This window comes from Streptomyces sp. NPDC014801 (assembly GCF_043082085.1).
Classification (GTDB): domain Bacteria; phylum Actinomycetota; class Actinomycetes; order Streptomycetales; family Streptomycetaceae; genus Streptomyces.
Map to the genome: position 1 here is coordinate 436,795 of NZ_JBIBXG010000005.1, position 24,890 is coordinate 461,684.

The window sequence follows — 24,890 nt, forward strand, 5'->3', positions numbered from 1 at the left end:
TGTTCGAACAGCTGCCGCACAGCAAGAGGCGGGACGGGAGCCGGAGCCACCGGCCGCGTTGCCGCCGCCTCGCGGCTCTAGGGGATCGATGACTGAGTATGGCCGGGGCCAAGGCTCCGAACCGTGGCATCCGGAGGACCCGTCGTACGGGGACGGCGGATGGGGAGGGCAGCAGCCCCACGCGGGCCATCAGGCTGCCTACGACGGCCGGCACCCGCAGCAGCCGCACCACCCTCAGCAGCAGTACGGCGACTGGGGCCACGGGCAGCAGCCCGGTCACGACCAGCAGGCGGGTTACGACCCGCAGTCCGGCTACGGCCAACAGTCCGGATACGACCAGCAGACCGGATACGCCCAGGACCGGCAGCCCGGTTACGGCCAGGACCCGCACTCCGGTTACGGCCAGGACCCGCACTCCGGGTACGGCCAGGACCCGCACTCCGGGTACGGCCAGGGCGCACAGCCCGATCACGGCCAGGGCCGGCAGCCGGGTTACGGCCAGGACCAGCAGGTCCCGCAGCAGTACTACGGTGAGCAGTCCTACCCGCAGGACGGCGGCTGGGACGGCACGGGCACGCACGCGCACGTGCCCTACCCGCCGGACCCCGCCGACCCCTACGGACAGCACGCCGTCGCCTACGGCGGCGAGCAGCCCGACTTCTACCAGACGGCGGACGCCTACCCGCCGCCGGAGCCGCCCGGCCGCAGGCGGCCCGAGCCCGAGCCGCGGGACACCGACTGGGACCCCGGCCCCGACCAGGGCGAGCACGCCTTCTTCGCGGGCGACGACGGGGAGGACCCGGAGGAGGAGCCCGAACCCCGCGGACGTGCCGCCCGGCGCGGTGGAGGCGGGGGCAGGGACGCCAAGGGCGGAAAAGGCGGCAAGGGCGGCAAGAAGAAGAGCCGCAACGGCCTGGCCTGCCTGGTGGTCGCCCTGGTGTTCGGCGGCGGCCTCGCCGGGGTCGGCTACGTCGGCTACACCTTCTACCAAAATCGTTTCGGCTCCGCCCCGGACTACGCGGGCGACGGCACCAGCGAGACGGTCACCGTCGAGATCCCCAGGGGCGCCGGCGGTTACGACATCGGCCGCCGGCTCAAGGCGGCCGGCGTGGTCAAGAGCGTCGACGCGTTCGTCTCCGCCCAGCAGCAGAACCCGAAGGGCAACACCATCCAGGCCGGCGCCTACATCCTGCGCAAGCAGATGTCGGCCGCCAGCGCCGTCGAGATGATGCTCGACCCCAAGAGCCAGAACAACATCATGGTCACGCCCGGCGAGCGCAACGCGCATGTCTACGCGGCGATCGACCTGAAGCTGGGCCTGTCCTCCGGCACCACCAAGGACATCGCCAAGAAGCAGTACAAGAGCCTCGGCCTGCCGGGCTGGGCGAACAGCGACAGCGACATCAAGGACCCGCTGGAGGGCTTCCTCTACCCGGGCACCTATCCCGCGGCCAAGGGCATGAAGCCCGAGACCGTGCTGAAGGACATGGTGAAGCAGGCCGGCGACGCGTACGGGAAGTACGACCTGGCGGGCAAGGCGCAGGCCCTGGGGCTGAAGAACCCGCTGCAGCTCGTCACGGTCGCGAGCCTCGTGCAGGCCGAGGGCAAGACCCACGACGACTACCGCAAGATGGCCGAAGTGGTCTACAACCGCCTCAAGCCCACCAACACGGAGACCAACCAGCTGCTCCAGTTCGACTCGACCTTCAACTACCTCAAGGGCGAGAGCAACATCCACATCAGCGAACGCGAGATCAACAGCAACAAGGACCCGTACAACACGTACACCAACAGGGGGCTGCCGCCCGGCCCCATCGGCAACCCCGGTGACGACGCCCTGAAGGCGGCGCTGAATCCGACGCACGACGGCTGGATCTACTTCGTGGCGACCGACGGCGAGAACAACACCGAGTTCGCCAAGACGTACGCCGATTTCCAGAAGCTCAAGGACAAGTTCAATGACAGCTCGGGCAACTGACGCCCGCCGGGCCGCCGTCCTCGGCTCGCCCATCGCCCACTCGCTCTCCCCGGTGCTGCACCGCACCGCGTACGCGGAACTGGGGCTCGACGGCTGGACCTACGAGCGTTTCGAGGTCGACGAGGCCGGCCTGCCCGGCTTCTTCGAGACGCTGGGGCCGAACTGGGCGGGGCTGTCGCTGACCATGCCGCTGAAGCGGGCCGTGATCCCGCTGCTCGACGAGATCAGCGAGACCGCGTCCTCGGTGGAGGCCGTCAACACGGTCGTCTGCACCGAGGACGGCCGCCGCGTCGGCGACAACACCGACATCCCCGGCATGGTCGCCGCGCTGCGCGAACACGGCATCGAACAGGTCGGCACGGCCGCCGTCCTCGGCGCCGGCGCCACCGCCTCCTCCGCGCTCGCCGCGCTGTCCCGGGTGTGCACCGGCGAGGTCGTCGTCTATGTGCGCAGCGAGGCCCGCGCCGCCGAGATGCGCCAGTGGGGCGAGCGCCTGGACGTCGAGGTGCGCACCGCCGACTGGGCGGACGCGGCCGAGGCGCTGCGGGCGCCCCTGGTGATCGCGACCACCCCCGCCGGGACGACGGACGCCCTCGCCGCCGCCGTACCGGAGCGGCCCGCGACGCTCTTCGACGTGCTGTACGACCCATGGCCGACCGAGCTGGCGGCGCGCTGGTCGATGTTCGGCGGGGCCGTGGTCAGCGGCCTGGACCTGCTGGTGCACCAGGCCGTCCTCCAGGTCGAGCAGATGACCGGCCGCGCCCCGGCCCCCCTGGAGGCGATGCGCCGGGCCGGCGAGAAGGCCCTCGGCGAACGCTGACACCCGCGCCGCCGGCCCCTCGCCCACAGGTCACCGGTACGGCCGCCCGGGGCGCCCGCGTCCGCCGCGGCGTCCGCCTGCTGGACCGGCGGCCGGGACTCCGCCGCGGACGTGGGAGGATCGGAGGTGGCGGGCCCGGGCCGCGCACCCGGTCGCGCCGTCGCCGTACGCGCGCGTGCGTGTACGCGGAGCAGAACCAGGCGCGAGCACTGAGGAGCATCGTTGAGCAGGCTGCGTTGGCTGACCGCGGGTGAGTCCCACGGTCCCGCACTTGTCGCGACGCTGGAGGGCCTTCCCGCCGGCGTGCCGATCACCACGGAGATGGTGGCGGACCACCTCGCGCGGCGGCGGCTCGGCTATGGCCGCGGTGCGCGCATGAAGTTCGAGCGGGACGAGGTCACCTTCCTCGGTGGCGTCCGGCACGGACTGACCCTGGGCTCCCCGGTCGCGATCATGGTGGGCAACACCGAGTGGCCGAAGTGGGAGCAGGTCATGGCGGCCGACCCGGTCGACACCGAGGTGCTCGCCGGCCTCGCCCGCAACGCCCCGCTGACCCGGCCCCGCCCCGGCCACGCCGACCTGGCGGGCATGCAGAAGTACGGCTTCGACGAGGCCCGCCCGATCCTGGAGCGCGCCTCCGCCCGCGAGACCGCGGCTCGGGTGGCGCTCGGCGCGGTCGCCCGGTCGTACCTGAAGGAGACGGCCGGCGTCGAGATCGTCAGCCACGTCGTCGAGCTGTGCTCCGTCAAGGCGCCGCAGGGCGTGTACCCCACCCCGGCCGACGTCGAGAAGCTGGACGCCGACCCGCTGCGCTGCCTGGACGCGGACACCTCCAAGGCGATGGTCGCGGAGGTCGACCAGGCCCACAAGGACGGCGACACGCTCGGCGGTGTGGTCGAGGTGCTGGCCTATGGCGTGCCCGTCGGCCTCGGCTCGCACGTCCACTGGGACCGCAAGCTGGACGCCCGGCTCGCCGGCGCCCTCATGGGCATCCAGGCGATCAAGGGCGTCGAGATCGGCGACGGCTTCGAGCTGGCCCGGGTGCCCGGCTCCAAGGCGCACGACGAGATCGTCAACACCCCGGAGGGCATCCGGCGCGTCTCCGGCCGCGCCGGCGGCACCGAGGGCGGCCTGTCCACGGGCGAGCTGCTGCGGGTGCGCGCCGCGATGAAGCCGATCGCGACCGTGCCGCGCGCCCTGAAGACCGTCGACGTCACCACCGGTGAGGCCACGCAGGCCCACCACCAGCGCTCCGACGTCTCCGCGGTCCCGGCCGCCGGCATCGTCGCCGAGGCGATGGTGGCGCTCGTCCTCGCGGACGCGGTGGCGGAGAAGTTCGGCGGCGACTCGGTGGCCGAGACCCGCCGCAACGTCCGGTCGTACCTCGACAACCTCCACATCCGATGAGCGGGCCGCTTGTCGTCCTGGTCGGACCGATGGGCGTCGGCAAGTCCACCGTCGGGCAGCTCCTCGCCGAGCGCCTGGGCGCCGGCTACCGGGACACCGACGACGACATCGTCGCCGAGCAGGGCCGCACGATCGCCGACATCTTCGTCGAGGAGGGCGAGAGCGCCTTCCGCGCGATCGAGAAGCGGGCGGTGCACCGCGCGCTCGCCGAGCACGAGGGCGTCCTCGCGCTCGGCGGCGGCGCGATCCTCGACGCGGACACCCGCCGGCTCCTCGCCGGCCACCAGGTCGTCTATCTGTCGATGGACGTCGAGGAGGCCGTCAAGCGCACCGGCCTCAACGCCGCGCGGCCCCTGCTCGCCGTCAACCCGCGCAAGCAGTGGCGCGAGCTGATGGAGGCCCGCCGCCATCTGTACGAGGAGGTCGCCACCGCGGTCGTGCCGACCGACGGGCGCACCCCCGAAGAGGTCACCCAGGCCGCCCTGGACGCAGTGGAGTTGAAGAAGGCATGAGCGAGTCGGTGACGCGGATCCACGTCGGCGGTACGGCCGGCACCGAGCCGTACGACGTCCTGGTGGGCCGTCAGCTGCTCGGCGAACTCGCCGGGCTGATCGGCACCCGGGCCAAGCGGGTCGCGGTCGTCCACCCCGAGGCGCTCGCCGAGACCGGTGACGCGCTGCGCGCCGACCTCGCCGAGCAGGGCTACGAGGCCGTCGCGATCCAGGTGCCGAACGCCGAGGAGGCCAAGACCGCCGAGGTCGCCGCCTACTGCTGGAAGGCGCTCGGCCAGTCCGGCTTCACCCGCACCGACGTCATCGTCGCCGTCGGCGGCGGCGCGACCACGGACCTCGCGGGCTTCGTCGCCGCGACCTGGCTGCGCGGGGTGCGCTGGATCGCCGTGCCGACCACCGTCCTCGCGATGGTCGACGCGGCCGTCGGCGGCAAGACCGGCATCAACACCGCCGAGGGCAAGAACCTCGTCGGCGCCTTCCACCCGCCGGCCGGCGTCCTGTGCGACCTGGCCGCGCTGGACTCCCTCCCGGTCAACGACTACGTCTCCGGCCTCGCCGAGGTCATCAAGGCCGGCTTCATCGCCGACCCGGTGATCCTGGACCTGATCGAGTCCGACCCCGAGGCCGCGCGCACCCCTGCGGGCCCGCACACGGCCGAGCTCATCGAACGCTCGATCCGGGTGAAGGCCGAGGTCGTCTCCGACGACCTCAAGGAGTCCGGCCGCAGGGAGATCCTCAACTACGGCCACACGCTCGGTCACGCAATCGAGAAGAACGAGCGGTACAAGTGGCGGCACGGCGCCGCCGTCGCCGTCGGCATGCATTTCGCGGCCGAACTCGGCCGTCTGGCGGGCCGGTTGGACGACGCCACCGCCGACCGGCACCGCACGATCCTGGAAGCCGTCGGCCTGCCGCTGCACTACCGCTACGACCAGTGGCCGAAGCTGCTGGAGACCATGAAGGTCGACAAGAAGTCCCGCGGCGACCTGCTCCGCTTCATCGTCCTGGACGGCCTGGCCAAGCCGACCGTCCTGGAGGGCCCGGACCCGGCGGTGCTGCTCGCCGCGTACGGGGAAGTGGGGCAGTAGCTCCCACGGGGTCCCTTCCGCCCGATTCCCCGTGCACAGCGGGCACTTCACACCGCCCCCGGCCGTTCACCAATCGGCGGCCGGGGGCGGTACCGTTCGGTAGGGCGGGGCCCGCCCCCGCTGCCAGCGAGAATTGTCTGTACGAGACGGAGTGGCACCGGATGCAGCACGCAGTGGGTTCTCCGCTGCCGCCGCCCCACCAGCCGGGGCACGGACCGGCCGCCGGCTGGTCGCCGGCCGCACATCACCCGGGTGCCCCCCAGGGCGGCCCGGCCCCCGCGCCCCGGGGCTCCGGCCCCGTGCCCCCGCCGCCCCCGGGCTTCACCGGGGGGCCGCCGTCCGGCCCCCACCCGCCGCACCCCGGTCCACCGCCGCAGCCCCTGCCGCCGCACCCCTCGGCGCCCCCGCCGGACACCACCGGGCACGTCGCGCTGCCGCCCGGCGGGCCCGTCGGCGTGCCCACCGCGCCGCCCGCCCCGGCCGGCCCAGACCCGGCGATCACCACCCTCGCCGTGCTGCTCATCGGCCCGGCCGGCGCCGGCAAGACCAGCGTCGCCCGCTACTGGGCCGACCACCGGGGCGTGCCCACGGCCCACATCAGCCTGGACGACGTACGCGAATGGGTCCGCTCGGGCTTCGCCGACCCGCAGTCGGGGTGGAACGACAACTCGGAGGCGCAGTACCGCCTCGCCCGTCGCACCTGCGGCTTCGCCGCGCGCAACTTCCTCGCCAACGGCATCTCCTGCATCCTCGACGACGCCGTCTTCCCCGACCGCCCGGTCGTGGGCCTCGGCGGCTGGAAGCGGCACGTCGGCCCCGGCCTCCTCCCGGTCGTGCTGCTGCCCGGCCTGGACGTCGTCCTGGAGCGCAACGCCGAGCGCACGGGCAACCGCCGCCTCACCGACGAGGAGGTCGCCCGCATCCACGGCCGCATGGCCGGCTGGTACGGCTCGGGGCTGCCGATCATCGACAACTCCCAGCTGGACGTCCCCGAGACGGCGAAGATCCTGGACGACGTCCTGGCGAGGGCGATAGCGAGCCCGCCGCAGTGGTAGCGAAGGGGAGCGGGCCCGCCTGAAGGAGCGCGGGTCCGCGTCCGAGGCGCGGATCCGTCCCGAGGCATGCGCCGCCCCCGTGGGCGCGAGCACCGGATCGGCGCCGCACCCGGCGGGCGAGTGACGTCCCCACGGCGCGCTCCGACGCCGTACCCCGCGGAGCGCCCCCCTTCGGCCCTCCCCAACCGGCACAAAACGCCCACCGCTCCTACGCTCGTGTCATGTCAGAGGTGCATGCCGGCCGCCGAGCCCGGCTGAGGGAACGCTGCAATGCCGGCGGCAGCCAGTCCGCCCTGGTGACCCGCCCCGCCAATGTCCGCTACCTGGCCGGCGCCGCGCCGCAGGGCGCCGCCCTGCTGCTGGGCCGGGACGAGGACGTCCTGGTCTGCGCGGGCCCGCCCGGCGACCAGCCCAGCGCGGGCCGCCCCGACGAGGCGGTGCGCATCCACACCCTGTCCGGTTCCGGCGGCGACGCGGTCGTCGCGGCGGCGGACCTGGCCCAGGGCGCGGCCGTGGACTGCCTCGCCGTGGAAGAACACCACCTGACCGTCTCCCGCCACCGGGCCATCCGCTCGGTCGCGCCGCGGCTCAGACTGACCGACCTCGGCGGCGCGGTCGAGCAGCTGCGGGTGGTCAAGGACGAGGAGGAGATCTCCTGTCTGCGCATCGGCGCCGAGATCGCCGACCAGGCGCTGGGGGAGCTGCTGGAGTCCATCCTCGTCGGCCGGACCGAACGCCACCTGGCCCTGGAGCTGGAGCGCCGCCTGGTCGACCACGGCGCCGACGGGCCCGCCTTCCCCACCTCCGTGGCGACCGGCCCGCACGCCGGACGCCGCGGTCACCGGCCCACCGACCGGCGGGTGGAGGAGGGCGACTTCCTCTCCGTCTGCCTGGGCGCCACCTACCGCGGCTACCGCTGCGAGATCGGCCGCACCTTCGTCATCGGCACCTCGCCCGCGGACTGGCAGATCGAGCTCTACGACCTGGTCTTCGCCGCCCAGCGGGCCGGCCGGGAGAGCCTCGCGCCCGGCACGCCGTACCGTGACGTGGACCGTGCGGCGCGGCAGGTCCTGGACTCCGCCGGTCACGGAGAGCGCCTGCTCTCGCTCACCGGACACGGCGTCGGACTCGAAATCGACGAGGACCCTCAGTTGACCCCCGCGGCCATGGGTAAACTGGACGCTTGCGTGCCGGTCACCGTCGAACCGGGGGTTCACCTCCCGGGCCGGGGAGGTGTCCGGATCGATGACACGCTCGTCGTCCGCCCCGAGGCGGACGGCGGACCCGAGCTACTCACCATCACGACCAAGGAGCTGCTCGCCCTGTAGCGACCCCAGGGAAGACCAGGCATGTTCCCACGCCGCCCGGCACGCACTCTCGCCGCACCGGCCGAAAGGCCCCAGTAGCTCCGCTACGAGGACCTTCACCCGGCACGCCGAGAGCACGCACCGAACGACGCGGGAACGCACCAGGCCTTCCCCGGCGCCGCTCGGTGCGTGCCCCGGGGTCGTCCACGTCAGTCCAGGAGATTCCGCAACCGTGGCTTCCACGAACGACCTCAAGAACGGCATGGTGCTCAAGCTCGAAGGCGGCCAGCTCTGGTCCGTCGTCGAGTTCCAGCACGTCAAGCCCGGCAAGGGCCCGGCCTTCGTGCGCACCAAGCTCAAGAACGTGCTGTCCGGGAAGGTCGTCGACAAGACCTTCAACGCCGGCGTCAAGGTCGAGACGGCCACCGTCGACAAGCGCGACATGCAGTTCTCCTACATGGACGGCGAGTACTTCGTCTTCATGGACATGGAGACCTACGACCAGCTGATGGTCGACCGCAAGGCCGTCGGCGACGCCGCCAACTTCCTGATCGAGGGCTTCACGGCCACCGTCGCGCAGCACGAGGGCGAGGTGCTCTTCGTGGAGCTGCCGGCCGCCGTCGAGCTGACCGTCCAGGAGACCGAGCCGGGTGTCCAGGGCGACCGCTCCACCGGTGGCACCAAGCCCGCCACCCTGGAGACCGGCCACCAGATCCAGGTCCCGCTCTTCATCACCACCGGTGAGAAGATCAAGGTCGACACCCGCACCAGCGACTACCTCGGCCGGGTGAACGGCTAACCGTGGCTGCCCGTAACACGGCCCGCAAGCGCGCCTTCCAGATCCTCTTCGAGGGCGACCAGCGCGACGCCGACGTCCTGACGGTGCTCGCGGACTGGGTCCGGCTGTCCCGCTCCGACACCCGGCAGCCGCCGGTGAGCGAGTACACGATGCAGCTGGTCGAGGGCTACGCCCAGCAGGCGAAGCGGATCGACGAGCTGATCGCCCAGTACGCGGTGGGCTGGACGCTGGACCGGATGCCGGTCGTCGACCGCAACATCCTGCGCCTGGGCGCCTACGAGCTGATCTGGGTCGACGAGACCCCGGACGCCGTCGTCCTGGACGAGATGGTGCAGCTGGCGAAGGAGTTCTCCACGGACGAGTCGCCGGCGTTCGTCAACGGTCTGCTGGGCCGGCTGAAGGACCTCAAGCCGTCCCTGCGCCGGGAGTAGCCCGACAAGCTCACCACCGCCACCGAGCGCCGCGAGGGGCGCGGGAGAAGCGCGTGTGCACGCCGTTCACGGCGTGTCGCGCACTTCCCCCGCGCCCCTTCGTGCGTCGTCCTCACCGGGCGCGAAAAAGCCGCCGGGTGGCTCCGGACCCTCAGGGTCCCGGGAGCCACCCGGCGGCAACGTTTCTGCTCGCAGGAGCCGGGGCGCTCAGCCCTCGTCGTCAGCCCTCTTCGTGGGTGGCGACGGCGCGCCGCGCGTCGGCGTCCAGCACGCCCCAGCTGATCAGCTGCTCGGTGAGCACCGAGGGCGACTGGTCGTAGATGACGGCGAGGGTGCGCAGGTCGTCCTGGCGGATGGAGAGCACCTTGCCGTTGTAGTCACCGCGCTGCGACTGGATCGTGGCCGCGTACCGCTGCAGCGGGCCCGCCTTCTCCACGGGGACGTGGGCCAGGCGCTCCAGGTCCAGGACCAGCTTCGGCGGGGGCTCGGCGGCGCCGCCGGGGGTCGTGCCCGGGAGCAGCTCCTGCACCGGGACGCCGTAGAAGTCCGCCAGCTCGGCGAGGCGCTGCACGGTCACGGCACGGTCGCCGCGCTCGTAGGAACCGACCACGACCGCCTTCCAGCGTCCCTGGCTCTTCTCCTCGACACCGTGGAGGGAAAGGCCCTGCTGGGTGCGGATGGCCCGGAGCTTGGCCCCGAGCTGTTTGGCGTATTCGCTGGACATATAGCTCCCCGGCACTGTGTCGACGCGACTGGCTTCGTCCATGCCGCGCGGCTGGTAACTCACTGTGAGGTTACGCAGCGTGATTCTCCTGCGTCAAGCCGAATGGTCCACACCGACTCTTCCGTGGTACTGGTGACCGGCTGCTCCATGCGGGTGGTCGCGTGGGGCCGACCGGGTGGCGCCGCGGCGTGGCCCCGCCGCCGGCGAGGCGGTGGTGTGCGAGGTCGCACGGGGGTGGTCCCCTGGCTGCCGTGGCGGCCTGCTACCGTGGATGGCGCAAACCCGACGTCCTTTAAGGTCCGTCCCGTGAGGCGGAGAAGGAGGTCCTTCTCGTATGGACACGCACGCGTCCGATGCGAGGCCCGTTCTCGAGGGCCCCGACATCGCGCGGGTACTGACCCGCATCGCCCACGAGATCGTCGAGCGCGCCAAGGGCGCCGACGACGTGGTGCTCCTCGGCATTCCGACCCGAGGCGTCTTCCTCGCCCAGCGGATCGCCGTCAAGCTCGAGCAGATCACCGAGCGCAAGGTCCCGGTCGGCTCGCTGGACATCACCATGTACCGCGACGACCTGCGCATGCACCCGCCGCGCGCGCTGGCCCGCACCGAGATCCCCGGTGACGGCATCGACGGCAAGCTCGTCGTCCTCGTCGACGACGTCCTCTTCTCCGGCCGCACCATCCGCGCCGCCCTCGACGCCCTGAACGACATCGGGCGCCCCCGCGCGGTGCAGCTCGCGGTCCTCGTCGACCGCGGTCACCGGGAACTGCCGATCCGCGCCGACTACGTCGGCAAGAACCTCCCCACGTCGCTGCGGGAGACGGTCAAGGTCCAGCTCGCCGAGGAGGACGGTCGCGACACCGTGCTGCTCGGTGTGAAGGCCGACCAGTAGCACCTCGCGCGCCGGGCCGCTTCGGCATGCCCGCGCACGCGCCGATGTGCCCTCATCCTCCCGATTTGAACAGCCTTACGGAGCCTGACAGATGCAGCGTCATCTCATCTCGGCCGCCGACCTCACCCGCGACGACGCCGTCCTGATCCTCGACACCGCCGAGGAGATGGCCCGGGTGGCCGACCGGCCGATCAAGAAGCTGCCGACCCTGCGCGGCCGCACGATCGTCAACCTCTTCTTCGAGGACTCCACGCGCACCCGGATCTCCTTCGAGGCCGCCGAGAAGCGCCTGTCCGCCGACGTCATCAACTTCTCCGCCAAGGGCTCCAGCGTGTCCAAGGGCGAGTCCCTGAAGGACACCGCCCAGACCCTGGAGGCGATGGGCGTCGACGCCGTCGTCATCCGGCACGGCGCCTCCGGGGCGCCGTACCGCCTCGCCACCTCCGGCTGGATCGACGCCGCCGTGATCAACGCCGGCGACGGCACCCACCAGCACCCCACCCAGGCCCTGCTGGACGCCTTCACCATGCGCCGCCGCCTGGTCGGCCGGGACGCCGGTCTCGGCCAGGACCTCGCCGGCAAGCGCATCACCATCGTCGGCGACGTCCTGCACAGCCGCGTCGCGCGCTCCAACGTCGACCTGCTGCACACCCTCGGCGCCGAGGTCACCCTGGTCGCCCCGCCCACCCTGCTGCCGGTCGGTGTCGAGACCTGGCCCTGCGAGGTGAGCTACGACCTCGACTCGACGCTGCCCAAGTGCGACGCGGTGATGATGCTGCGCGTCCAGCGCGAGCGCATGAACGCCGCCTTCTTCCCCACCGAGCGCGAGTACTCCCGCCGCTACGGCCTCGACGGCGACCGCATGGCCAAGCTGCCCGAGCACGCCATCGTGATGCACCCCGGCCCGATGGTCCGCGGCATGGAGATCACCGCCGAGGTCGCCGACTCCGGCCGCTGCACCGCGATCGAGCAGGTCGCCAACGGCGTCTCCATCCGGATGGCCGTCCTCTACCTGCTGCTCGGTGGCAACGAGCCCGCCGTCACCACCACCCGTATCGAGGAGAAGTAAGAACCATGAGCAAGATCCTGATCCGTGGTGCGAAGGTGCTCGGCGGCGAGCCCCAGGACGTCCTCATCGACGGCGAGACGATCGCCGAGGTCGGCCAGGGCCTGTCCGCCCAGGGCGCCGAGGTCGTCGAGGCGGCCGGCAAGGTGCTGCTCCCCGGCCTGGTCGACCTGCACACCCACCTGCGCGAGCCCGGCCGCGAGGACTCCGAGACCGTCCTGACCGGCACGCGCGCGGCGGCGAGCGGCGGCTACACCTCCGTGTTCGCCATGGCCAACACCTTCCCGGTCGCCGACACCGCCGGTGTCGTCGAGCAGGTCTGGCGGCTCGGCAAGGAGCACGGCTACTGCGACGTGCAGCCCATCGGCGCCGTCACCGTCGGCCTGGAGGGCAAGAAGCTCGCCGAGCTGGGCGCCATGCACGAGTCGGCCGCCGGCGTCACCGTCTTCTCCGACGACGGCAAGTGCGTCGACGACGCCGTGATCATGCGCCGCGCCCTGGAGTACGTGAAGGCCTTCGACGGGGTCGTCGCCCAGCACGCGCAGGAGCCCCGGCTCACCGAGGGCGCCCAGATGAACGAGGGCGTCGTCTCCGCCGAGCTGGGCCTGGGCGGCTGGCCGGCCGTCGCCGAGGAGTCGATCATCGCGCGGGACGTGCTGCTCGCCGAGCACGTCGGTTCCCGGGTGCACATCTGCCACCTGTCGACCGCCGGCAGCGTCGAGATCGTCCGCTGGGCCAAGTCCCGCGGCATCCGGGTCACCGCCGAGGTCACCCCGCACCACCTGCTCCTCACCGACGAGCTGGTGCGCACCTACGACCCGGTCTACAAGGTCAACCCGCCGCTGCGCACCGAGCGTGACGTCATGGCGCTGCGCGAGGCCCTCGCCGACGGCACGATCGACATCGTCGCCACCGACCACGCCCCGCACCCGCACGAGGACAAGGACTGCGAGTGGGCCGCCGCCGCCATGGGCATGGTCGGCCTGGAGACCGCGCTGTCGGTGGTGCAGGCGACCATGGTGGACACGGGCCTGCTGGACTGGGCCGGCGTCGCCGACCGGATGTCCGTCAAGCCCGCGCAGATCGGACAGGCCACCGGTCACGGCCGTCCCGTCTCGGCTGGTGAGCCCGCCAACCTCACCCTGGTCGACACGGAATACCGTGGCGACGTGGACCCCGCGGGCTTCGCCTCGCGCAGCCGCAACACCCCCTACGCGGGGCGCGAGCTGCCGGGCCGTGTGACGCACACGTGGCTGCGGGGCAAGGCCACGCTCGTCGACGGGAAGCTCACGTGACACCTGCACCCCTGCTCACAGCCGCGGAGAAATCGGCACCGGTCACCGACTGGGCCGCCCGCCTCGGCTGGGTGATCGGCCTCCTCCTCTTCGTCGCGCTCGTCTACTGGCTGATGCGCGAGGGCTGGAAGTGGCGCGGCACCCTCCAGAGCGACCTGCCGGAGCTGCCCGGCGCGCCCGCGGAGCCGGGCGAGGCGACACTGACGATGAGCGGCCGCTACCACGGCTCCACCACCGCCGGACAGTGGCTGGACCGCATCGTGGCCCACGGGCTCGGCACCCGCAGCCGCGCCGAGCTCACCCTGACGGACGCGGGACTGGAGGTCGTACGCCCCGGCGCACGCGACTTCTTCGTCCCGGCCGAGCGGCTGCGCGGAGCCCGGCTGGACAAGGGCATCGCCGGCAAGGTCCTCACCGAGGGCGGACTGCTGGTGGTGACCTGGGCCCACGGCGACAAACTGATCGACTCCGGCTTCCGCTCGGACCACGCGGCCGAGCACACCACCTGGGTCGACACCCTGAACGACATGATCAACAAGACGGAAGGCGCACGATGACGACCTCCACAAGGGGAGCGGACAAGGTTCCCGCCGTACTCGTCCTGGAGGACGGCCGGATCTTCCGCGGCCGTGCCTACGGGGCCGTGGGGGAGACCTTCGGCGAGGCCGTGTTCTCCACCGGCATGACCGGCTACCAGGAGACCCTCACCGACCCGTCGTACGACCGCCAGATCGTCGTCGCGACCGCCCCGCAGATCGGCAACACCGGCTGGAACGACGAGGACGACGAGTCCAAGCGGATCTGGGTCTCCGGCTACGTCGTGCGCGACCCCGCACGCGTGCCGTCCAACTGGCGCGCCACCCGCTCCCTGGACGAGGAGCTGGTGAACCAGGGCGTCGTCGGCATCTCCGGCATCGACACCCGCGCCCTCACCCGCCACCTGCGCGAGCGCGGCTCCATGCGCGCCGGCATCTTCTCCGGCGAGGCCGTGAAGAGCGACGGCGAGCTGCTCGCCCTGGTGCAGGCCCAGCCCCACATGAAGGGCGCCAGCCTGTACGAGGAGGTCGCCACCAAGGAGGCCTACGTCGTCCCGGCGGTCGGCGAGAAGAAGTTCACCGTCGCCGCCATCGACCTCGGCATCAAGGGCATGACCCCGCACCGCATGGCCGAGCGCGGCATCGAGGTGCACGTCCTGCCCGCCACCGCCACCGCCGACGAGGTCTACGCCGTCGGCCCCGACGGGGTGTTCTTCTCCAACGGCCCCGGCGACCCCGCCACCGCCGACGGCCCCGTCGCCCTGATGCGGGCCGTGCTGGAGCGCAGGACGCCGCTGTTCGGCATCTGCTTCGGCAACCAGATCCTCGGCCGCGCCCTCGGCTTCGGCACCTACAAGCTGAAGTACGGCCACCGCGGCATCAACCAGCCGGTCCAGGACCGCACCACCGGCAAGGTCGAGGTCACCGCGCACAACCACGGCTTCGCCGTGGACGCGCCGCTCGACAAGGTCAGCGAGACCCCCTTCGGCCGCGCCGAGGTCTCGCACGTCTGCCTGAACGACAACGTCGTGGAGGGCCTGCAGCTGCTCGACCAGCCGGCCTTCTCCGTCCAGTACCACCCCGAAGCGGCCGCCGGTCCGCACGACGCCGCCTACCTGTTCGACCGCTTCGTTTCCCTGATGGAGGGCCAGCGTGCCTAAGCGCACCGATATCCAGTCCGTCCTGGTCATCGGCTCCGGCCCGATCGTCATCGGCCAGGCCGCCGAGTTCGACTACTCCGGCACCCAGGCGTGCCGCGTGCTGAAGGCCGAGGGCCTTCGCGTGATCCTCGTCAACTCCAACCCGGCGACGATCATGACCGACCCGGAGATCGCCGACGCCACCTACGTCGAGCCGATCACCCCCGAGTTCGTCGAGAAGATCATCGCCAAGGAGCGCCCCGACGCCCTGCTGCCCACCCTGGGCGGCCAGACGGCGCTCAACACGGCGATCTCGCTGCACGAGAACGGCGTCCTGGAGAAGTACGGCGTCGAGCTCATCGGCGCCAAGCCCGAGGCGATCCACAAGGGCGAGGACCGCGACCTGTTCAAGGAGGTCGTCGAGGAGGTCCGCAAGAAGATCGGGCACGGCGAGTCCGCCCGCTCGGTCATCTGCCACTCCATGGACGACGTCCTCCAGGGCGTCGAGACCCTCGGCGGCTACCCGGTCGTCGTGCGCCCCTCCTTCACCATGGGCGGCGCCGGCTCCGGCTTCGCGCACGACGAGGAGGAGCTGCGCCGCATCGCCGGCCAGGGCCTGACGCTCTCCCCGACCACCGAGGTGCTCCTGGAGGAGTCCATCCTCGGCTGGAAGGAGTACGAGCTGGAGCTGATGCGCGACAAGCACGACAACGTCGTGGTCGTCTGCTCCATCGAGAACTTCGACCCGATGGGCGTGCACACCGGTGACTCCATCACCGTCGCGCCCGCGATGACGCTCACCGACCGCGAGTACCAGATCCTGCGCGACATCGGCATCGCCGTCATCCGCGAGGTCGGCGTCGACACCGGCGGCTGCAACATCCAGTTCGCGGTGAACCCCGAGGACGGCCGCGTGATCGTCATCGAGATGAACCCGCGCGTCTCCCGCTCCTCGGCGCTCGCCTCCAAGGCCACCGGCTTCCCGATCGCCAAGATCGCCGCCAAGCTGGCCGTCGGCTACACGCTGGACGAGATCCCCAACGACATCACCGCCGAGACCCCGGCCTCCTTCGAGCCGACCCTCGACTACGTCGTCGTCAAGGCCCCGCGCTTCGCCTTCGAGAAGTTCCCGCAGGCCGACTCCACGCTGACCACCACCATGAAGTCGGTCGGCGAGGCCATGGCCATCGGCCGCAACTTCCCCGAGGCCTTCCAGAAGGCGCTGCGCTCGCTGGAGAAGAAGGGCAGCCAGTTCACCTTCGTGGGGGACCCCGGCGACAAGACCGCCCTCCTCGAAGCGGCCGTGCGCCCCACCGACGGCCGGATCAACACGGTCATGCAGGCCATCCGCGCCGGCGCCACCCCGCAGGAGGTCTTCGACTACACGAAGATCGACCCGTGGTTCGTCGACCAGCTCTTCCTGATCAAGGAGATCGCGGACGAGCTGGCCGAGGCCCCCGAGCTGACCGGTGAGCTGCTCGCCGACGCCAAGCGGCACGGCTTCTCCGACCAGCAGATCGCCGAGATCCGCGGCCTGCGCGAGGACGTCGTCCGCGAGGTGCGGCACGCCCTCGGCATCCGCCCGGTCTACAAGACGGTCGACACCTGCGCCGCCGAGTTCGCCGCGAAGACGCCGTACTTCTACTCCTCCTACGACGAGGAGACCGAGGTCGCGCGGCGCGAGAAGCCCGCGGTGATCATCCTGGGCTCCGGCCCGAACCGCATCGGCCAGGGCATCGAGTTCGACTACTCCTGTGTCCACGCCTCCTTCGCGCTCAGCGACGCGGGCTACGAGACGGTGATGGTCAACTGCAACCCGGAGACCGTCTCCACCGACTACGACACCTCCGACCGCCTGTACTTCGAGCCGCTCACGCTCGAGGACGTGCTGGAGATCGTCCACGCCGAGTCCCTCGCCGGCCCGATCGCGGGCGTCATCGTCCAGCTCGGCGGCCAGACCCCGCTGGGCCTCGCGCAGGCCCTGAAGGACAACGGCGTGCCGGTCGTCGGCACCTCGCCCGAGGCCATCCACGCGGCCGAGGACCGGGGCGCCTTCGGCCGGGTGCTGAAGGAGGCCGGCCTGCCCGCCCCCAAGCACGGCACCGCCACCACCTTCGACGAGGCCAAGGCCATCGCCGACGAGATCGGCTACCCGGTCCTGGTCCGCCCGTCCTACGTCCTCGGCGGCCGCGGCATGGAGATCGTCTACGACGAGACCCGCCTGGCCTCCTACATCGCCGAGTCCACCGAGATCAGCCCGACCCGCCCCGTGCTGGTCGACCGCTTCCTCGACGACGCGATCGAGATCGACGTCGACGCCCTCTACGACGGCGAGGAGCTCTACCTCGGCGGCGTGATGGAGCACATCGAGGAGGCCGGCATCCACTCCGGCGACTCGGCGTGCGCGCTGCCCCCCATCACGCTGGGCGGCTTCGACATCAAGCGCCTGCGCGCCTCCACCGAGGCCATCGCCAAGGGCGTCGGCGTGCGCGGCCTGATCAACATCCAGTTCGCGATGGCCGGCGACATCCTCTACGTCCTGGAGGCCAACCCGCGCGCCTCGCGCACGGTCCCCTTCACCTCCAAGGCGACCGCGGTGCCGCTCGCCAAGGCCGCCGCCCGCATCTCCATGGGCGCGACCATCGCCGAGCTGCGCGCCGAGGGCCTGCTGCCGAAGAACGGCGACGGCGGCGAGCTGCCGCTGGACGCGCCGATCTCCGTCAAGGAGGCCGTGATGCCGTGGAGCCGCTTCCGCGACACCTCCGGCCGCGGCGTGGACACCGTCCTCGGCCCGGAGATGCGCTCCACCGGCGAGGTCATGGGCATCGACTCCGTCTTCGGCACCGCCTACGCCAAGTCGCAGGCCGGCGCCTACGGCCCGCTGCCCACCAAGGGACGCGCGTTCATCTCGGTCGCCAACCGCGACAAGCGCTCGATGATCTTCCCGGCCCGCGAGCTGGTCGCCCACGGCTTCGAGCTGCTGGCCACCTCCGGCACCGCCGAGGTCCTCAAGCGCAACGGCATCAACGCCACCGTCGTGCGCAAGCAGTCCGAGGGCACCGGCCCGAACGGCGAGAAGACCATCGTGCAGCTCATCCACGACGGCGAGGTCGACCTCATCGTCAACACCCCGTACGGCACCGGCGGCCGCCTCGACGGCTACGAGATCCGTACGGCGGCGGTGGCGCGCTCCGTGCCCTGCCTGACGACGGTCCAGGCCCTGGCGGCCGCCGTACAGGGCATCGACGCCCTCAACCACGGCGACGTGGGCGTGCGCTCCCTCCAGGAACACGCCGAACACCTGACCGCGGCCCGCGACTAGCAGCCGGCGAGGGGGACACCGACACACGGTGTCCCCCTCGTCATGAGGACACCATGTACAAGATCTTCTTCAAGCTCTTCTTCGCGCGCATGGATCCCGAACAGGCCCACCACCTGGCCTTCCGCTGGATCCGCCTGGCCGCCCGCGTCCCCGTGCTGCGCACCTTCGTCGCCGCCGCCCTCGCCCCCCGCCACAAGGAGCTGCGCACCGAGGCCCTCGGCCTGCGCATGCACGGCCCCTTCGGGCTCGCCGCCGGTTTCGACAAGAACGCCGTCGCCATCGACGGCATGGCCATGCTCGGCTTCGACCACGTCGAGATCGGCACGGTCACCGGCGAGGGACAGCCCGGCAACCCCAAGAAGCGGCTGTTCCGCCTGGTTCCGGACCGGGCGCTGATCAACCGCATGGGCTTCAACAACGAGGGCTCGCTGGCCGTCGCCGCACGACTCGCCTCCCGCACCCCGGTCTTCAAGACCGTCGTCGGCGTCAACATCGGCAAGACCAAGGTCGTCCCCGAGGAGGAGGCCGCCGCCGACTACGTGAAGTCCGCCGAGCGCCTCGCGCCGTACGCCGACTACCTGGTCGTCAACGTCTCCTCGCCGAACACGCCCGGCCTGCGCAACCTCCAGGCCACCGAGGCGCTGCGGCCGCTGCTGACCGCCGTGCGCGAGGCCGCCGACCGCGTGGTCACCACCCGCCGCGTCCCCCTCCTGGTCAAGATCGCGCCCGACCTGGCCGACGAGGACATCGACGCGGTCGCCGACCTGGCCGTCGAGCTGGGCCTGGACGGCATCATCGCCACCAACACCACCATCGCCCGCGACGGCCTCGGCCTGACGTCCGCACCCTCCCTGGTCAAGGAGACCGGCGGGCTGTCCGGCGCCCCGCTCAAGGAGCGTTCGCTCGAGGTCCTGCGCCGCCTGTACGCGCGCGTGGGCGACCGCATCACCCTGGTGGGCGTCGGCGGCATCGAGACCGCCGAGGACGCCTGGCAGCGCATCCTGGCCGGCGCCACGCTCGTCCAGGGCTACAGCGCCTTCATCTACGAGGGCCCGTTCTGGATGCGCGCGATCCACAAGGGGCTCGCCGCCCGCCTGCGCACCAGCCCCTACGCCACCCTCGCCGACGCGGTCGGCGCCGACGTGAGGAAGCCCGCATGACCTCCCTGGAGCCCTTCGGCGCCCGGCTGCGCCACGCCATGGACGAGCGCGGCCCTCTGTGCGTCGGCATCGACCCGCACGCCTCCCTGCTCGCCGAGTGGGGCCTGAACGACGACGTGGCCGGCCTGGAGCGCTTCAGCCGCACGGTCGTCGAGGCCGTGGCGGACCGGGTGGCCGTGCTCAAGCCGCAGGCCGCCTTCTTCGAGCGGTTCGGCTCGCGGGGCGTGGCGGTGCTGGAGAAGAGCGTGGAGGAGGCGCGGGCGGCCGGCGCGCTGGTCGTGATGGACGCCAAGCGCGGCGACATCGGCTCCACCATGGCCGCCTACGCGGAGGCGTTCCTGCACAAGGACTCCCCGCTGTTCTCCGACGCGCTGACGGTCTCCCCGTACCTGGGCTACGGCTCGCTCGCCCCGGCCGTGGCGCTGGCCCGGGAGAGCGGCGCGGGACTGTTCGTGCTGGCGCTGACCTCCAACCCCGAGGGCGGCGAGGTGCAGCACGCGGTGCGCGCCGACGGCCGGACCGTGGGCGCGACCGTGCTGGCGCACCTGGCGGCGGAGAACGCCGGCGAGGAGCCGCTGGGCTCCTTCGGCGCGGTCGTGGGCGCCACGCTCGGCGACCTGTCCTCCTACGACCTGGACATCAACGGTCCGCTGCTCGCCCCCGGCATCGGCGCGCAGGGGGCGACCCCGGCGGATCTTCCCCGGGTCTTCGCCGGAGTCGTACGCAACGTGGTGCCCAACGTCAGCCGGGGTGTGCTGCGCCACGGACCCGATGTCGTCACCCTGCGTGACGCCGCGCAACGCTTCGCCGACGAGATCCGGGTCGCCGTCGCGGCTGCCTGAGGGGCGCCGGCCCCGCCGGGTGGTCCCGGCGGGGCCTTCAAGGGCGACCCGAGTCTGGATACAGTCTCAAATCCGGGGCAGTATGTCCTAAATGTCCCGCACTGACGGAGGCTGACCAGGACTTTTCCGCTGTTCTCGCTGACTCCGGCGGACTTGACCGCTAGTCTCCGACGTGTGAGGGCACCTCTCACGCCCTCAAGGCAGTGGGGGAGAGCGGGCAAGCGTGTTGCTCGCCACTCCCCAGGTGTGGGGCGACTAGGTTCCTCACCGGTCCGTATCCGACAGTTCGACATCCGAGGTGACGTAGGCGTGGCTCTTCCGCCCCTTACCCCCGAACAGCGCGCAGCCGCGCTCGAAAAGGCCGCCGCGGCTCGCCGGGAGCGGGCCGAGGTCAAGAATCGACTCAAGCACTCCGGCGCCTCCCTGCACGAGGTCATCAAGCAGGGCCAGGAGAACGACGTCATCGGCAAGATGAAGGTCTCCGCCCTGCTGGAGTCCCTGCCGGGCGTGGGCAAGGTCCGCGCCAAGCAGATCATGGAGCGACTCGGCATCTCCGAGAGCCGTCGCGTGCGCGGCCTCGGCTCCAACCAGATCGCTTCCCTGGAGCGTGAGTTCGGCAGCACGGGTTCCTGAACCCGGTCCCTGCCGGGAAGGGAGTCCCGGGCACTCCGGGATTGCTGGAATAATCGCTGCATGGCTGTAACACCCCGGGGGACGACCCCCGAGCCCCCGGACGCACGTCCGCGGCTGACCGTGCTCTCCGGCCCCTCGGGGGTCGGCAAGAGCACGGTCGTCGCCCATATGCGCAAGGAACACCCCGAGGTCTGGCTCTCGGTGTCGGCGACGACCCGCAAGCCCCGCCCCGGCGAGCAGCACGGAGTCCACTACTTCTTCGTCACCGACGAGGAGATGGACAAGCTGATCGCCAACGGCGAGCTGCTGGAGTGGGCCGAGTTCGCCGGCAACCGCTACGGCACGCCCCGCGCGGCCGTGCTGGAGCGGCTGGAGAACGGCGAGCCCGTCCTGCTGGAGATCGACCTCCAGGGCGCCCGGCAGGTCCGGGAGTCGATGTCCGACGCCCAGCTGGTGTTCCTGGCCCCTCCCTCCTGGGAGGAGCTGGTGCGCAGGCTGACCGGCCGGGGCACCGAGTCGCCGGAGGTCATCGAGCGCCGTCTTCAGGCGGCCAGGACCGAACTGGCGGCCGAGCCGGAGTTCGATACGACCTTGGTCAACACCTCCGTCGAGGACGTGGCGCGCGAGCTGCTAGCCTTGATGGACGTTGTGTGATCAAAACTGGTCATCCTGTGGGTGACCGCCACCGGTCACCGTGACTGTTTTTTCCCATCCATCGGAAGGTAGAGCGTGTCCTCTTCCATCTCCGCGCCCGAGGGCATCATCAACCCGCCGATCGACGAGCTCCTCGAGGCCACCGACTCGAAGTACAGCCTCGTGATCTACGCGGCCAAGCGGGCCCGCCAGATCAACGCGTACTACTCGCAGCTCGGCGAGGGTCTCCTCGAGTACGTCGGTCCCCTCGTGGACACGCACGTCCACGAGAAGCCGCTCTCGATCGCCCTGCGCGAGATCAACGCGGGGCTGCTGACCTCCGAGGCCGTCGAAGGCCCGGGTCAGTAAGTCATATCTGCGCACCGCAGTGGGTTTTTCCACAGGCCCGGCAGTCACTCTGCCGGGCCTGTGGTGTCTCATGGGGTCCAGACATATTCCGAGGTCCGGGGAGTGACGGTGGACAAGCCGAAGGTCGTACTGGGGGTCAGCGGCGGCATCGCCGCCTACAAGGCGTGCGAGCTGCTGCGCCGGTTCACCGAATCGGGCCACGACGTCCGCGTCGTCCCCACCGCCTCCGCGCTGCACTTCGTCGGCGCGGCCACCTGGTCGGCGCTGTCCGGCAACCCCGTCTCCACCGAGGTCTGGGACGCCGTCCACGAGGTCCCGCACGTGCGCATCGGGCAGCAGGCCGACCTGGTCGTCGTCGCCCCCGCGACCGCGGACATGCTCGCCAAGGCGGCCCACGGCCTCGCCGACGACCTGCTGACCAACACCCTGCTCACCGCCCGCTGCCCGGTCGTCTTCGCGCCCGCCATGCACACCGAGATGTGGGAGCACCCGGCCACCCAGGAGAACGTGGCGACGCTGCGCCGCCGCGGCGTCGTGGTCGTCGAGCCCGCCGTCGGCCGCCTCACCGGCGTCGACACCGGCAAGGGCCGGCTGCCCGACCCGGCGGAGATCTTCGAGGTGTGCCGCCGCGTCCTCGCCCGCGGGGTGCGCGAGCCCGACCTCGCCGGGCGCCATGTCGTCGTCAGCGCCGGCGGCACCCGCGAACCCCTCGACCCGGTCCGCTTCCTCGGCAACCGCTCCTCCGGCAAGCAGGGCTACGCCCTCGCCCGCACCGCCGCCGCGCGCGGCGCCCGGGTCACCCTGGTCGCCGCCAACACCGGCGCCCTGCCGGACCCGGCCGGCGTCGATGTCGTCCCGGTGGGCACGGCCGTACAACTGCGCGAGGCGGTGCTCAAGGCCGCCGCCGACGCCGACGCGGTCGTCATGGCCGCCGCCGTGGCGGACTTCCGGCCGGCCACCTACGCCGCCGGGAAGATCAAGAAGAAGGACGGCCAGGAGCCCGAGCCGATCGTCCTGGTCCGCAACCCCGACATCCTCGCGGAGATCTCCGCCGACCGCGCCCGGGACGGCCAGGTGATCGTCGGCTTCGCCGCCGAGACCGACGACGTCCTCGCCAACGGCCGCACCAAGCTGCGCCGCAAGGGATGCGACCTGCTCGTGGTGAACGAGGTGGGGGAGCGCAAGACGTTCGGTTCCGAGGAGAACGAGGCGGTCGTGCTCGGCGCCGACGGCAGCGAGACGCCCGTGCCCCACGGTCCCAAGGAAGCCCTCGCCGACACCGTGTGGGACCTCGTGGCCGCGCGTCTGGAGTAACGCCCCCTCGCGCCGTCCGGCCGGCCGCCACGCCCACACGCGGAGGCGGAAGCCCTGGCCAAGGCCGCCCGGCATTCGGCAGAATGCCCCGTGCCGCAGGTCACAGAGCTCCCGAGTGGCGAGACACGTGACCCGGCGGCCGAGCCTGACCGATAAACTGTTCCCGGACGGCACCGGGCGCAGCCCCCGAGCCGTCCGCCAATGATCAGCCAGCAGCCGCTGCAACCCCAGGGAGCGTTGTGTCCCGTCGCCTGTTCACCTCGGAGTCCGTGACCGAGGGTCACCCCGACAAGATCGCTGACCAGATCAGCGACACCATTCTCGACGCGCTCCTGCGCGAGGACCCGACCTCGCGCGTCGCCGTCGAGACGCTGATCACCACCGGCCTGGTCCACGTGGCCGGCGAGGTCACCACCAAGGCCTACGCGGACATCGCCACCCTGGTCCGCGGTAAGATCCTCGAGATCGGCTACGACTCCTCCAAGAAGGGCTTCGACGGCGCTTCCTGTGGTGTGTCCGTGTCCATCGGCGCGCAGTCCCCGGACATCGCGCAGGGTGTCGACACCGCCTACGAGTCCCGGGTCGAGGGCGACGAGGACGAGCTGGACCGGCAGGGCGCGGGCGACCAGGGCCTGATGTTCGGCTACGCCTCCGACGAGACGCCGACCCTGATGCCGCTGCCGATCTTCCTCGCGCACCGCCTGTCCAAGCGCCTCTCCGAGGTCCGCAAGAACGGCACCATTCCCTACCTGCGCCCCGACGGCAAGACGCAGGTCACCATCGAGTACGACGGCGACAAGGCCGTCCGCCTCGACACGGTGGTCGTCTCCTCCCAGCACGCCTCCGACATCGACCTGGAGTCGCTGCTCGCCCCCGACATCCGCGAGTTCGTCGTGGAGCCGGAGCTGAAGGCCCTGCTCGACGAGGGCATCAAGCTCGACACCGAGGGCTACCGGCTGCTGGTCAACCCGACCGGCCGCTTCGAGATCGGCGGCCCGATGGGCGACGCCGGCCTCACCGGCCGCAAGATCATCATCGACACCTACGGCGGCATGGCCCGCCACGGCGGCGGCGCCTTCTCCGGCAAGGACCCGTCCAAGGTGGACCGCTCGGCCGCCTACGCCATGCGCTGGGTCGCCAAGAACGTCGTCGCCGCGGGCCTTGCCTCCCGCTGCGAGGTGCAGGTCGCGTACGCGATCGGCAAGGCCGAGCCGGTCGGTCTGTTCGTCGAGACCTTCGGCACCGAGAAGGTCGAGATCGACAAGATCGAGCAGGCCATCGACCAGGTCTTCGACCTGCGCCCGGCCGCGATCATCCGCGACCTGGACCTGCTGCGCCCGATCTACGCCCAGACGGCCGCCTACGGCCACTTCGGCCGCGAGCTGCCCGACTTCACGTGGGAGCGCACCGACCGCGTGGACGCGCTGCGCGAGGCCGCGGGGCTGTAAGCACCCTCCGGTGTCCCGCGAGGCCCGGTTTCCCTTCGGGGAGGCCGGGCCTCGCCGCGTTCCGGCGACGTCCCTGACGCCCCGGGGCCGGCGCTCCTGTCAGTGGCGTTTGGTAAGAAT

At 71.5% G+C, this 24,890-nt stretch carries 23 protein-coding genes; 22 read left to right on the forward strand and 1 reads right to left on the reverse strand.

Going from position 1 to position 24,890, the window contains the following annotated elements; genetic code table 11:
• Positions 1–88: 88 nt before the first annotated feature.
• The 9 genes from mltG to nusB all read left to right on the forward strand — a co-directional run bounded on the left by mltG (position 89) and on the right by nusB (position 9,397).
• Positions 89–1,978, forward strand: a complete 1,890-nt coding sequence (gene mltG, locus ACF1AL_RS14270) for an endolytic transglycosylase MltG (RefSeq protein ID WP_391826012.1) — start codon at positions 89–91, stop codon at positions 1,976–1,978.
• Positions 1,959–2,798, forward strand: a complete 840-nt coding sequence (locus ACF1AL_RS14275) for a shikimate dehydrogenase (protein ID WP_366838311.1) — start codon at positions 1,959–1,961, stop codon at positions 2,796–2,798. The genes mltG and ACF1AL_RS14275 overlap by 20 nt, the downstream gene beginning before the upstream one ends.
• Positions 2,799–3,020: 222 nt before the next feature.
• Positions 3,021–4,205, forward strand: a complete 1,185-nt coding sequence (gene aroC, locus ACF1AL_RS14280) for a chorismate synthase (protein WP_391826013.1) — start codon at positions 3,021–3,023, stop codon at positions 4,203–4,205.
• A complete protein-coding gene (locus ACF1AL_RS14285; RefSeq protein ID WP_366838309.1) occupies positions 4,202–4,717 on the forward strand; it encodes a shikimate kinase in 516 nt (171 codons plus the stop codon). The genes aroC and ACF1AL_RS14285 overlap by 4 nt, the downstream gene beginning before the upstream one ends.
• A complete protein-coding gene (gene aroB, locus ACF1AL_RS14290; protein WP_391826014.1) occupies positions 4,714–5,805 on the forward strand; it encodes a 3-dehydroquinate synthase in 1,092 nt (363 codons plus the stop codon). The genes ACF1AL_RS14285 and aroB overlap by 4 nt, the downstream gene beginning before the upstream one ends.
• 161 nt (positions 5,806–5,966) lie before the next feature.
• Positions 5,967–6,860, forward strand: coding sequence for a Pro-rich N-terminal domain-containing protein (locus ACF1AL_RS14295; RefSeq protein WP_391780214.1), 894 nt, complete (start codon positions 5,967–5,969; stop codon positions 6,858–6,860).
• Between the two features lie 221 nt (positions 6,861–7,081).
• The gene (locus tag ACF1AL_RS14300; RefSeq protein ID WP_391826015.1) at positions 7,082–8,188 is read left to right on the forward strand and encodes an aminopeptidase P family protein; all 1,107 of its coding nucleotides are present in this window, start codon (positions 7,082–7,084) and stop codon (positions 8,186–8,188) included.
• Between the two features lie 211 nt (positions 8,189–8,399).
• A complete protein-coding gene (efp, locus tag ACF1AL_RS14305) occupies positions 8,400–8,966 on the forward strand; it encodes an elongation factor P (protein WP_103780931.1) in 567 nt (188 codons plus the stop codon).
• Between the two features lie 2 nt (positions 8,967–8,968).
• Complete coding sequence (gene nusB, locus ACF1AL_RS14310) at positions 8,969–9,397, forward strand: transcription antitermination factor NusB (protein WP_366838305.1); 429 nt, start codon at positions 8,969–8,971, stop codon at positions 9,395–9,397.
• Between the two features lie 220 nt (positions 9,398–9,617).
• Here nusB and bldD read toward each other — a convergent pair whose 3' ends face one another.
• A complete protein-coding gene (gene bldD, locus ACF1AL_RS14315; protein ID WP_067235530.1) occupies positions 9,618–10,121 on the reverse strand; it encodes a transcriptional regulator BldD in 504 nt (167 codons plus the stop codon).
• Between the two features lie 334 nt (positions 10,122–10,455).
• Between bldD and pyrR the strand changes: the two genes are divergently transcribed.
• The 13 genes from pyrR to metK all read left to right on the forward strand — a co-directional run bounded on the left by pyrR (position 10,456) and on the right by metK (position 24,770).
• The gene (gene pyrR / locus ACF1AL_RS14320; RefSeq protein ID WP_391780213.1) at positions 10,456–11,013 is read left to right on the forward strand and encodes a bifunctional pyr operon transcriptional regulator/uracil phosphoribosyltransferase PyrR; all 558 of its coding nucleotides are present in this window, start codon (positions 10,456–10,458) and stop codon (positions 11,011–11,013) included.
• A gap of 91 nt (positions 11,014–11,104) precedes the next feature.
• Positions 11,105–12,082, forward strand: coding sequence for an aspartate carbamoyltransferase catalytic subunit (locus ACF1AL_RS14325; RefSeq protein WP_366838303.1), 978 nt, complete (start codon positions 11,105–11,107; stop codon positions 12,080–12,082).
• 5 nt (positions 12,083–12,087) lie between these two features.
• Positions 12,088–13,374, forward strand: a complete 1,287-nt coding sequence (locus ACF1AL_RS14330; protein WP_391826016.1) for a dihydroorotase — start codon at positions 12,088–12,090, stop codon at positions 13,372–13,374.
• Positions 13,371–13,931: a hypothetical protein gene (locus tag ACF1AL_RS14335; protein ID WP_391826017.1), complete on the forward strand. Its 561-nt coding sequence runs from the start codon at positions 13,371–13,373 to the stop codon at positions 13,929–13,931. The genes ACF1AL_RS14330 and ACF1AL_RS14335 overlap by 4 nt, the downstream gene beginning before the upstream one ends.
• On the forward strand, positions 13,928–15,070 hold the full coding sequence (gene carA / locus ACF1AL_RS14340; protein ID WP_391826018.1) for a glutamine-hydrolyzing carbamoyl-phosphate synthase small subunit: 1,143 nt from the start codon (positions 13,928–13,930) through the stop codon (positions 15,068–15,070). Before ACF1AL_RS14335 ends, carA begins: the two co-directional genes overlap by 4 nt.
• A complete protein-coding gene (gene carB / locus ACF1AL_RS14345; RefSeq protein ID WP_391705412.1) occupies positions 15,063–18,371 on the forward strand; it encodes a carbamoyl-phosphate synthase large subunit in 3,309 nt (1,102 codons plus the stop codon). Before carA ends, carB begins: the two co-directional genes overlap by 8 nt.
• A 53-nt stretch (positions 18,372–18,424) precedes the next feature.
• Entirely contained in the window at positions 18,425–19,531 is a 1,107-nt protein-coding gene (locus ACF1AL_RS14350; RefSeq protein WP_386419211.1) for a quinone-dependent dihydroorotate dehydrogenase, read from the forward strand.
• Positions 19,528–20,373 (forward strand): orotidine-5'-phosphate decarboxylase, encoded by an 846-nt coding sequence (gene pyrF / locus ACF1AL_RS14355; protein ID WP_391780209.1) that lies wholly within the window; start codon positions 19,528–19,530, stop codon positions 20,371–20,373. Before ACF1AL_RS14350 ends, pyrF begins: the two co-directional genes overlap by 4 nt.
• A gap of 309 nt (positions 20,374–20,682) precedes the next feature.
• Positions 20,683–21,006, forward strand: a complete 324-nt coding sequence (locus tag ACF1AL_RS14360) for an integration host factor (protein ID WP_003977346.1) — start codon at positions 20,683–20,685, stop codon at positions 21,004–21,006.
• 60 nt (positions 21,007–21,066) lie between these two features.
• Positions 21,067–21,660 carry a guanylate kinase gene (gmk, locus tag ACF1AL_RS14365; RefSeq protein ID WP_386912850.1) on the forward strand — a complete coding sequence of 198 codons (594 nt, stop codon included), beginning with the start codon at positions 21,067–21,069 and terminating at the stop codon, positions 21,658–21,660.
• A 75-nt stretch (positions 21,661–21,735) separates the two neighbouring features.
• Entirely contained in the window at positions 21,736–22,008 is a 273-nt protein-coding gene (gene rpoZ / locus ACF1AL_RS14370) for a DNA-directed RNA polymerase subunit omega (protein ID WP_004933985.1), read from the forward strand.
• A 108-nt stretch (positions 22,009–22,116) separates the two neighbouring features.
• The gene (coaBC, locus tag ACF1AL_RS14375; protein ID WP_391780208.1) at positions 22,117–23,322 is read left to right on the forward strand and encodes a bifunctional phosphopantothenoylcysteine decarboxylase/phosphopantothenate--cysteine ligase CoaBC; all 1,206 of its coding nucleotides are present in this window, start codon (positions 22,117–22,119) and stop codon (positions 23,320–23,322) included.
• Positions 23,323–23,561: 239 nt separating this feature from the next.
• Positions 23,562–24,770, forward strand: coding sequence for a methionine adenosyltransferase (gene metK / locus ACF1AL_RS14380; protein WP_366838292.1), 1,209 nt, complete (start codon positions 23,562–23,564; stop codon positions 24,768–24,770).
• Positions 24,771–24,890: the final 120 nt, after the last annotated feature.

Bases quoted from the DNA above. Each gene is read 5' to 3' on its own strand.
- mltG (WP_391826012.1), top strand. From the start codon at position 89: ATGACTGAGTATGGCCGGGGCCAAGGCTCCGAACCGTGGCATCCGGAG.
- ACF1AL_RS14285 (WP_366838309.1), top strand. From the start codon at position 4,202: ATGAGCGGGCCGCTTGTCGTCCTGGTCGGACCGATGGGCGTCGGCAAG.
- ACF1AL_RS14330 (WP_391826016.1), top strand. From the start codon at position 12,088: ATGAGCAAGATCCTGATCCGTGGTGCGAAGGTGCTCGGCGGCGAGCCC.
- ACF1AL_RS14295 (WP_391780214.1), top strand. From the start codon at position 5,967: ATGCAGCACGCAGTGGGTTCTCCGCTGCCGCCGCCCCACCAGCCGGGG.
- ACF1AL_RS14350 (WP_386419211.1), top strand. From the start codon at position 18,425: ATGTACAAGATCTTCTTCAAGCTCTTCTTCGCGCGCATGGATCCCGAA.
- ACF1AL_RS14300 (WP_391826015.1), top strand. From the start codon at position 7,082: ATGTCAGAGGTGCATGCCGGCCGCCGAGCCCGGCTGAGGGAACGCTGC.
- ACF1AL_RS14325 (WP_366838303.1), top strand. From the start codon at position 11,105: ATGCAGCGTCATCTCATCTCGGCCGCCGACCTCACCCGCGACGACGCC.
- aroB (WP_391826014.1), top strand. From the start codon at position 4,714: ATGAGCGAGTCGGTGACGCGGATCCACGTCGGCGGTACGGCCGGCACC.
- pyrR (WP_391780213.1), top strand. From the start codon at position 10,456: ATGGACACGCACGCGTCCGATGCGAGGCCCGTTCTCGAGGGCCCCGAC.
- pyrF (WP_391780209.1), top strand. From the start codon at position 19,528: ATGACCTCCCTGGAGCCCTTCGGCGCCCGGCTGCGCCACGCCATGGAC.
- ACF1AL_RS14275 (WP_366838311.1), top strand. From the start codon at position 1,959: ATGACAGCTCGGGCAACTGACGCCCGCCGGGCCGCCGTCCTCGGCTCG.
- bldD (WP_067235530.1), bottom strand. From the start codon at position 10,121: ATGTCCAGCGAATACGCCAAACAGCTCGGGGCCAAGCTCCGGGCCATC.
- carA (WP_391826018.1), top strand. From the start codon at position 13,928: ATGACGACCTCCACAAGGGGAGCGGACAAGGTTCCCGCCGTACTCGTC.
- gmk (WP_386912850.1), top strand. From the start codon at position 21,067: ATGGCTGTAACACCCCGGGGGACGACCCCCGAGCCCCCGGACGCACGT.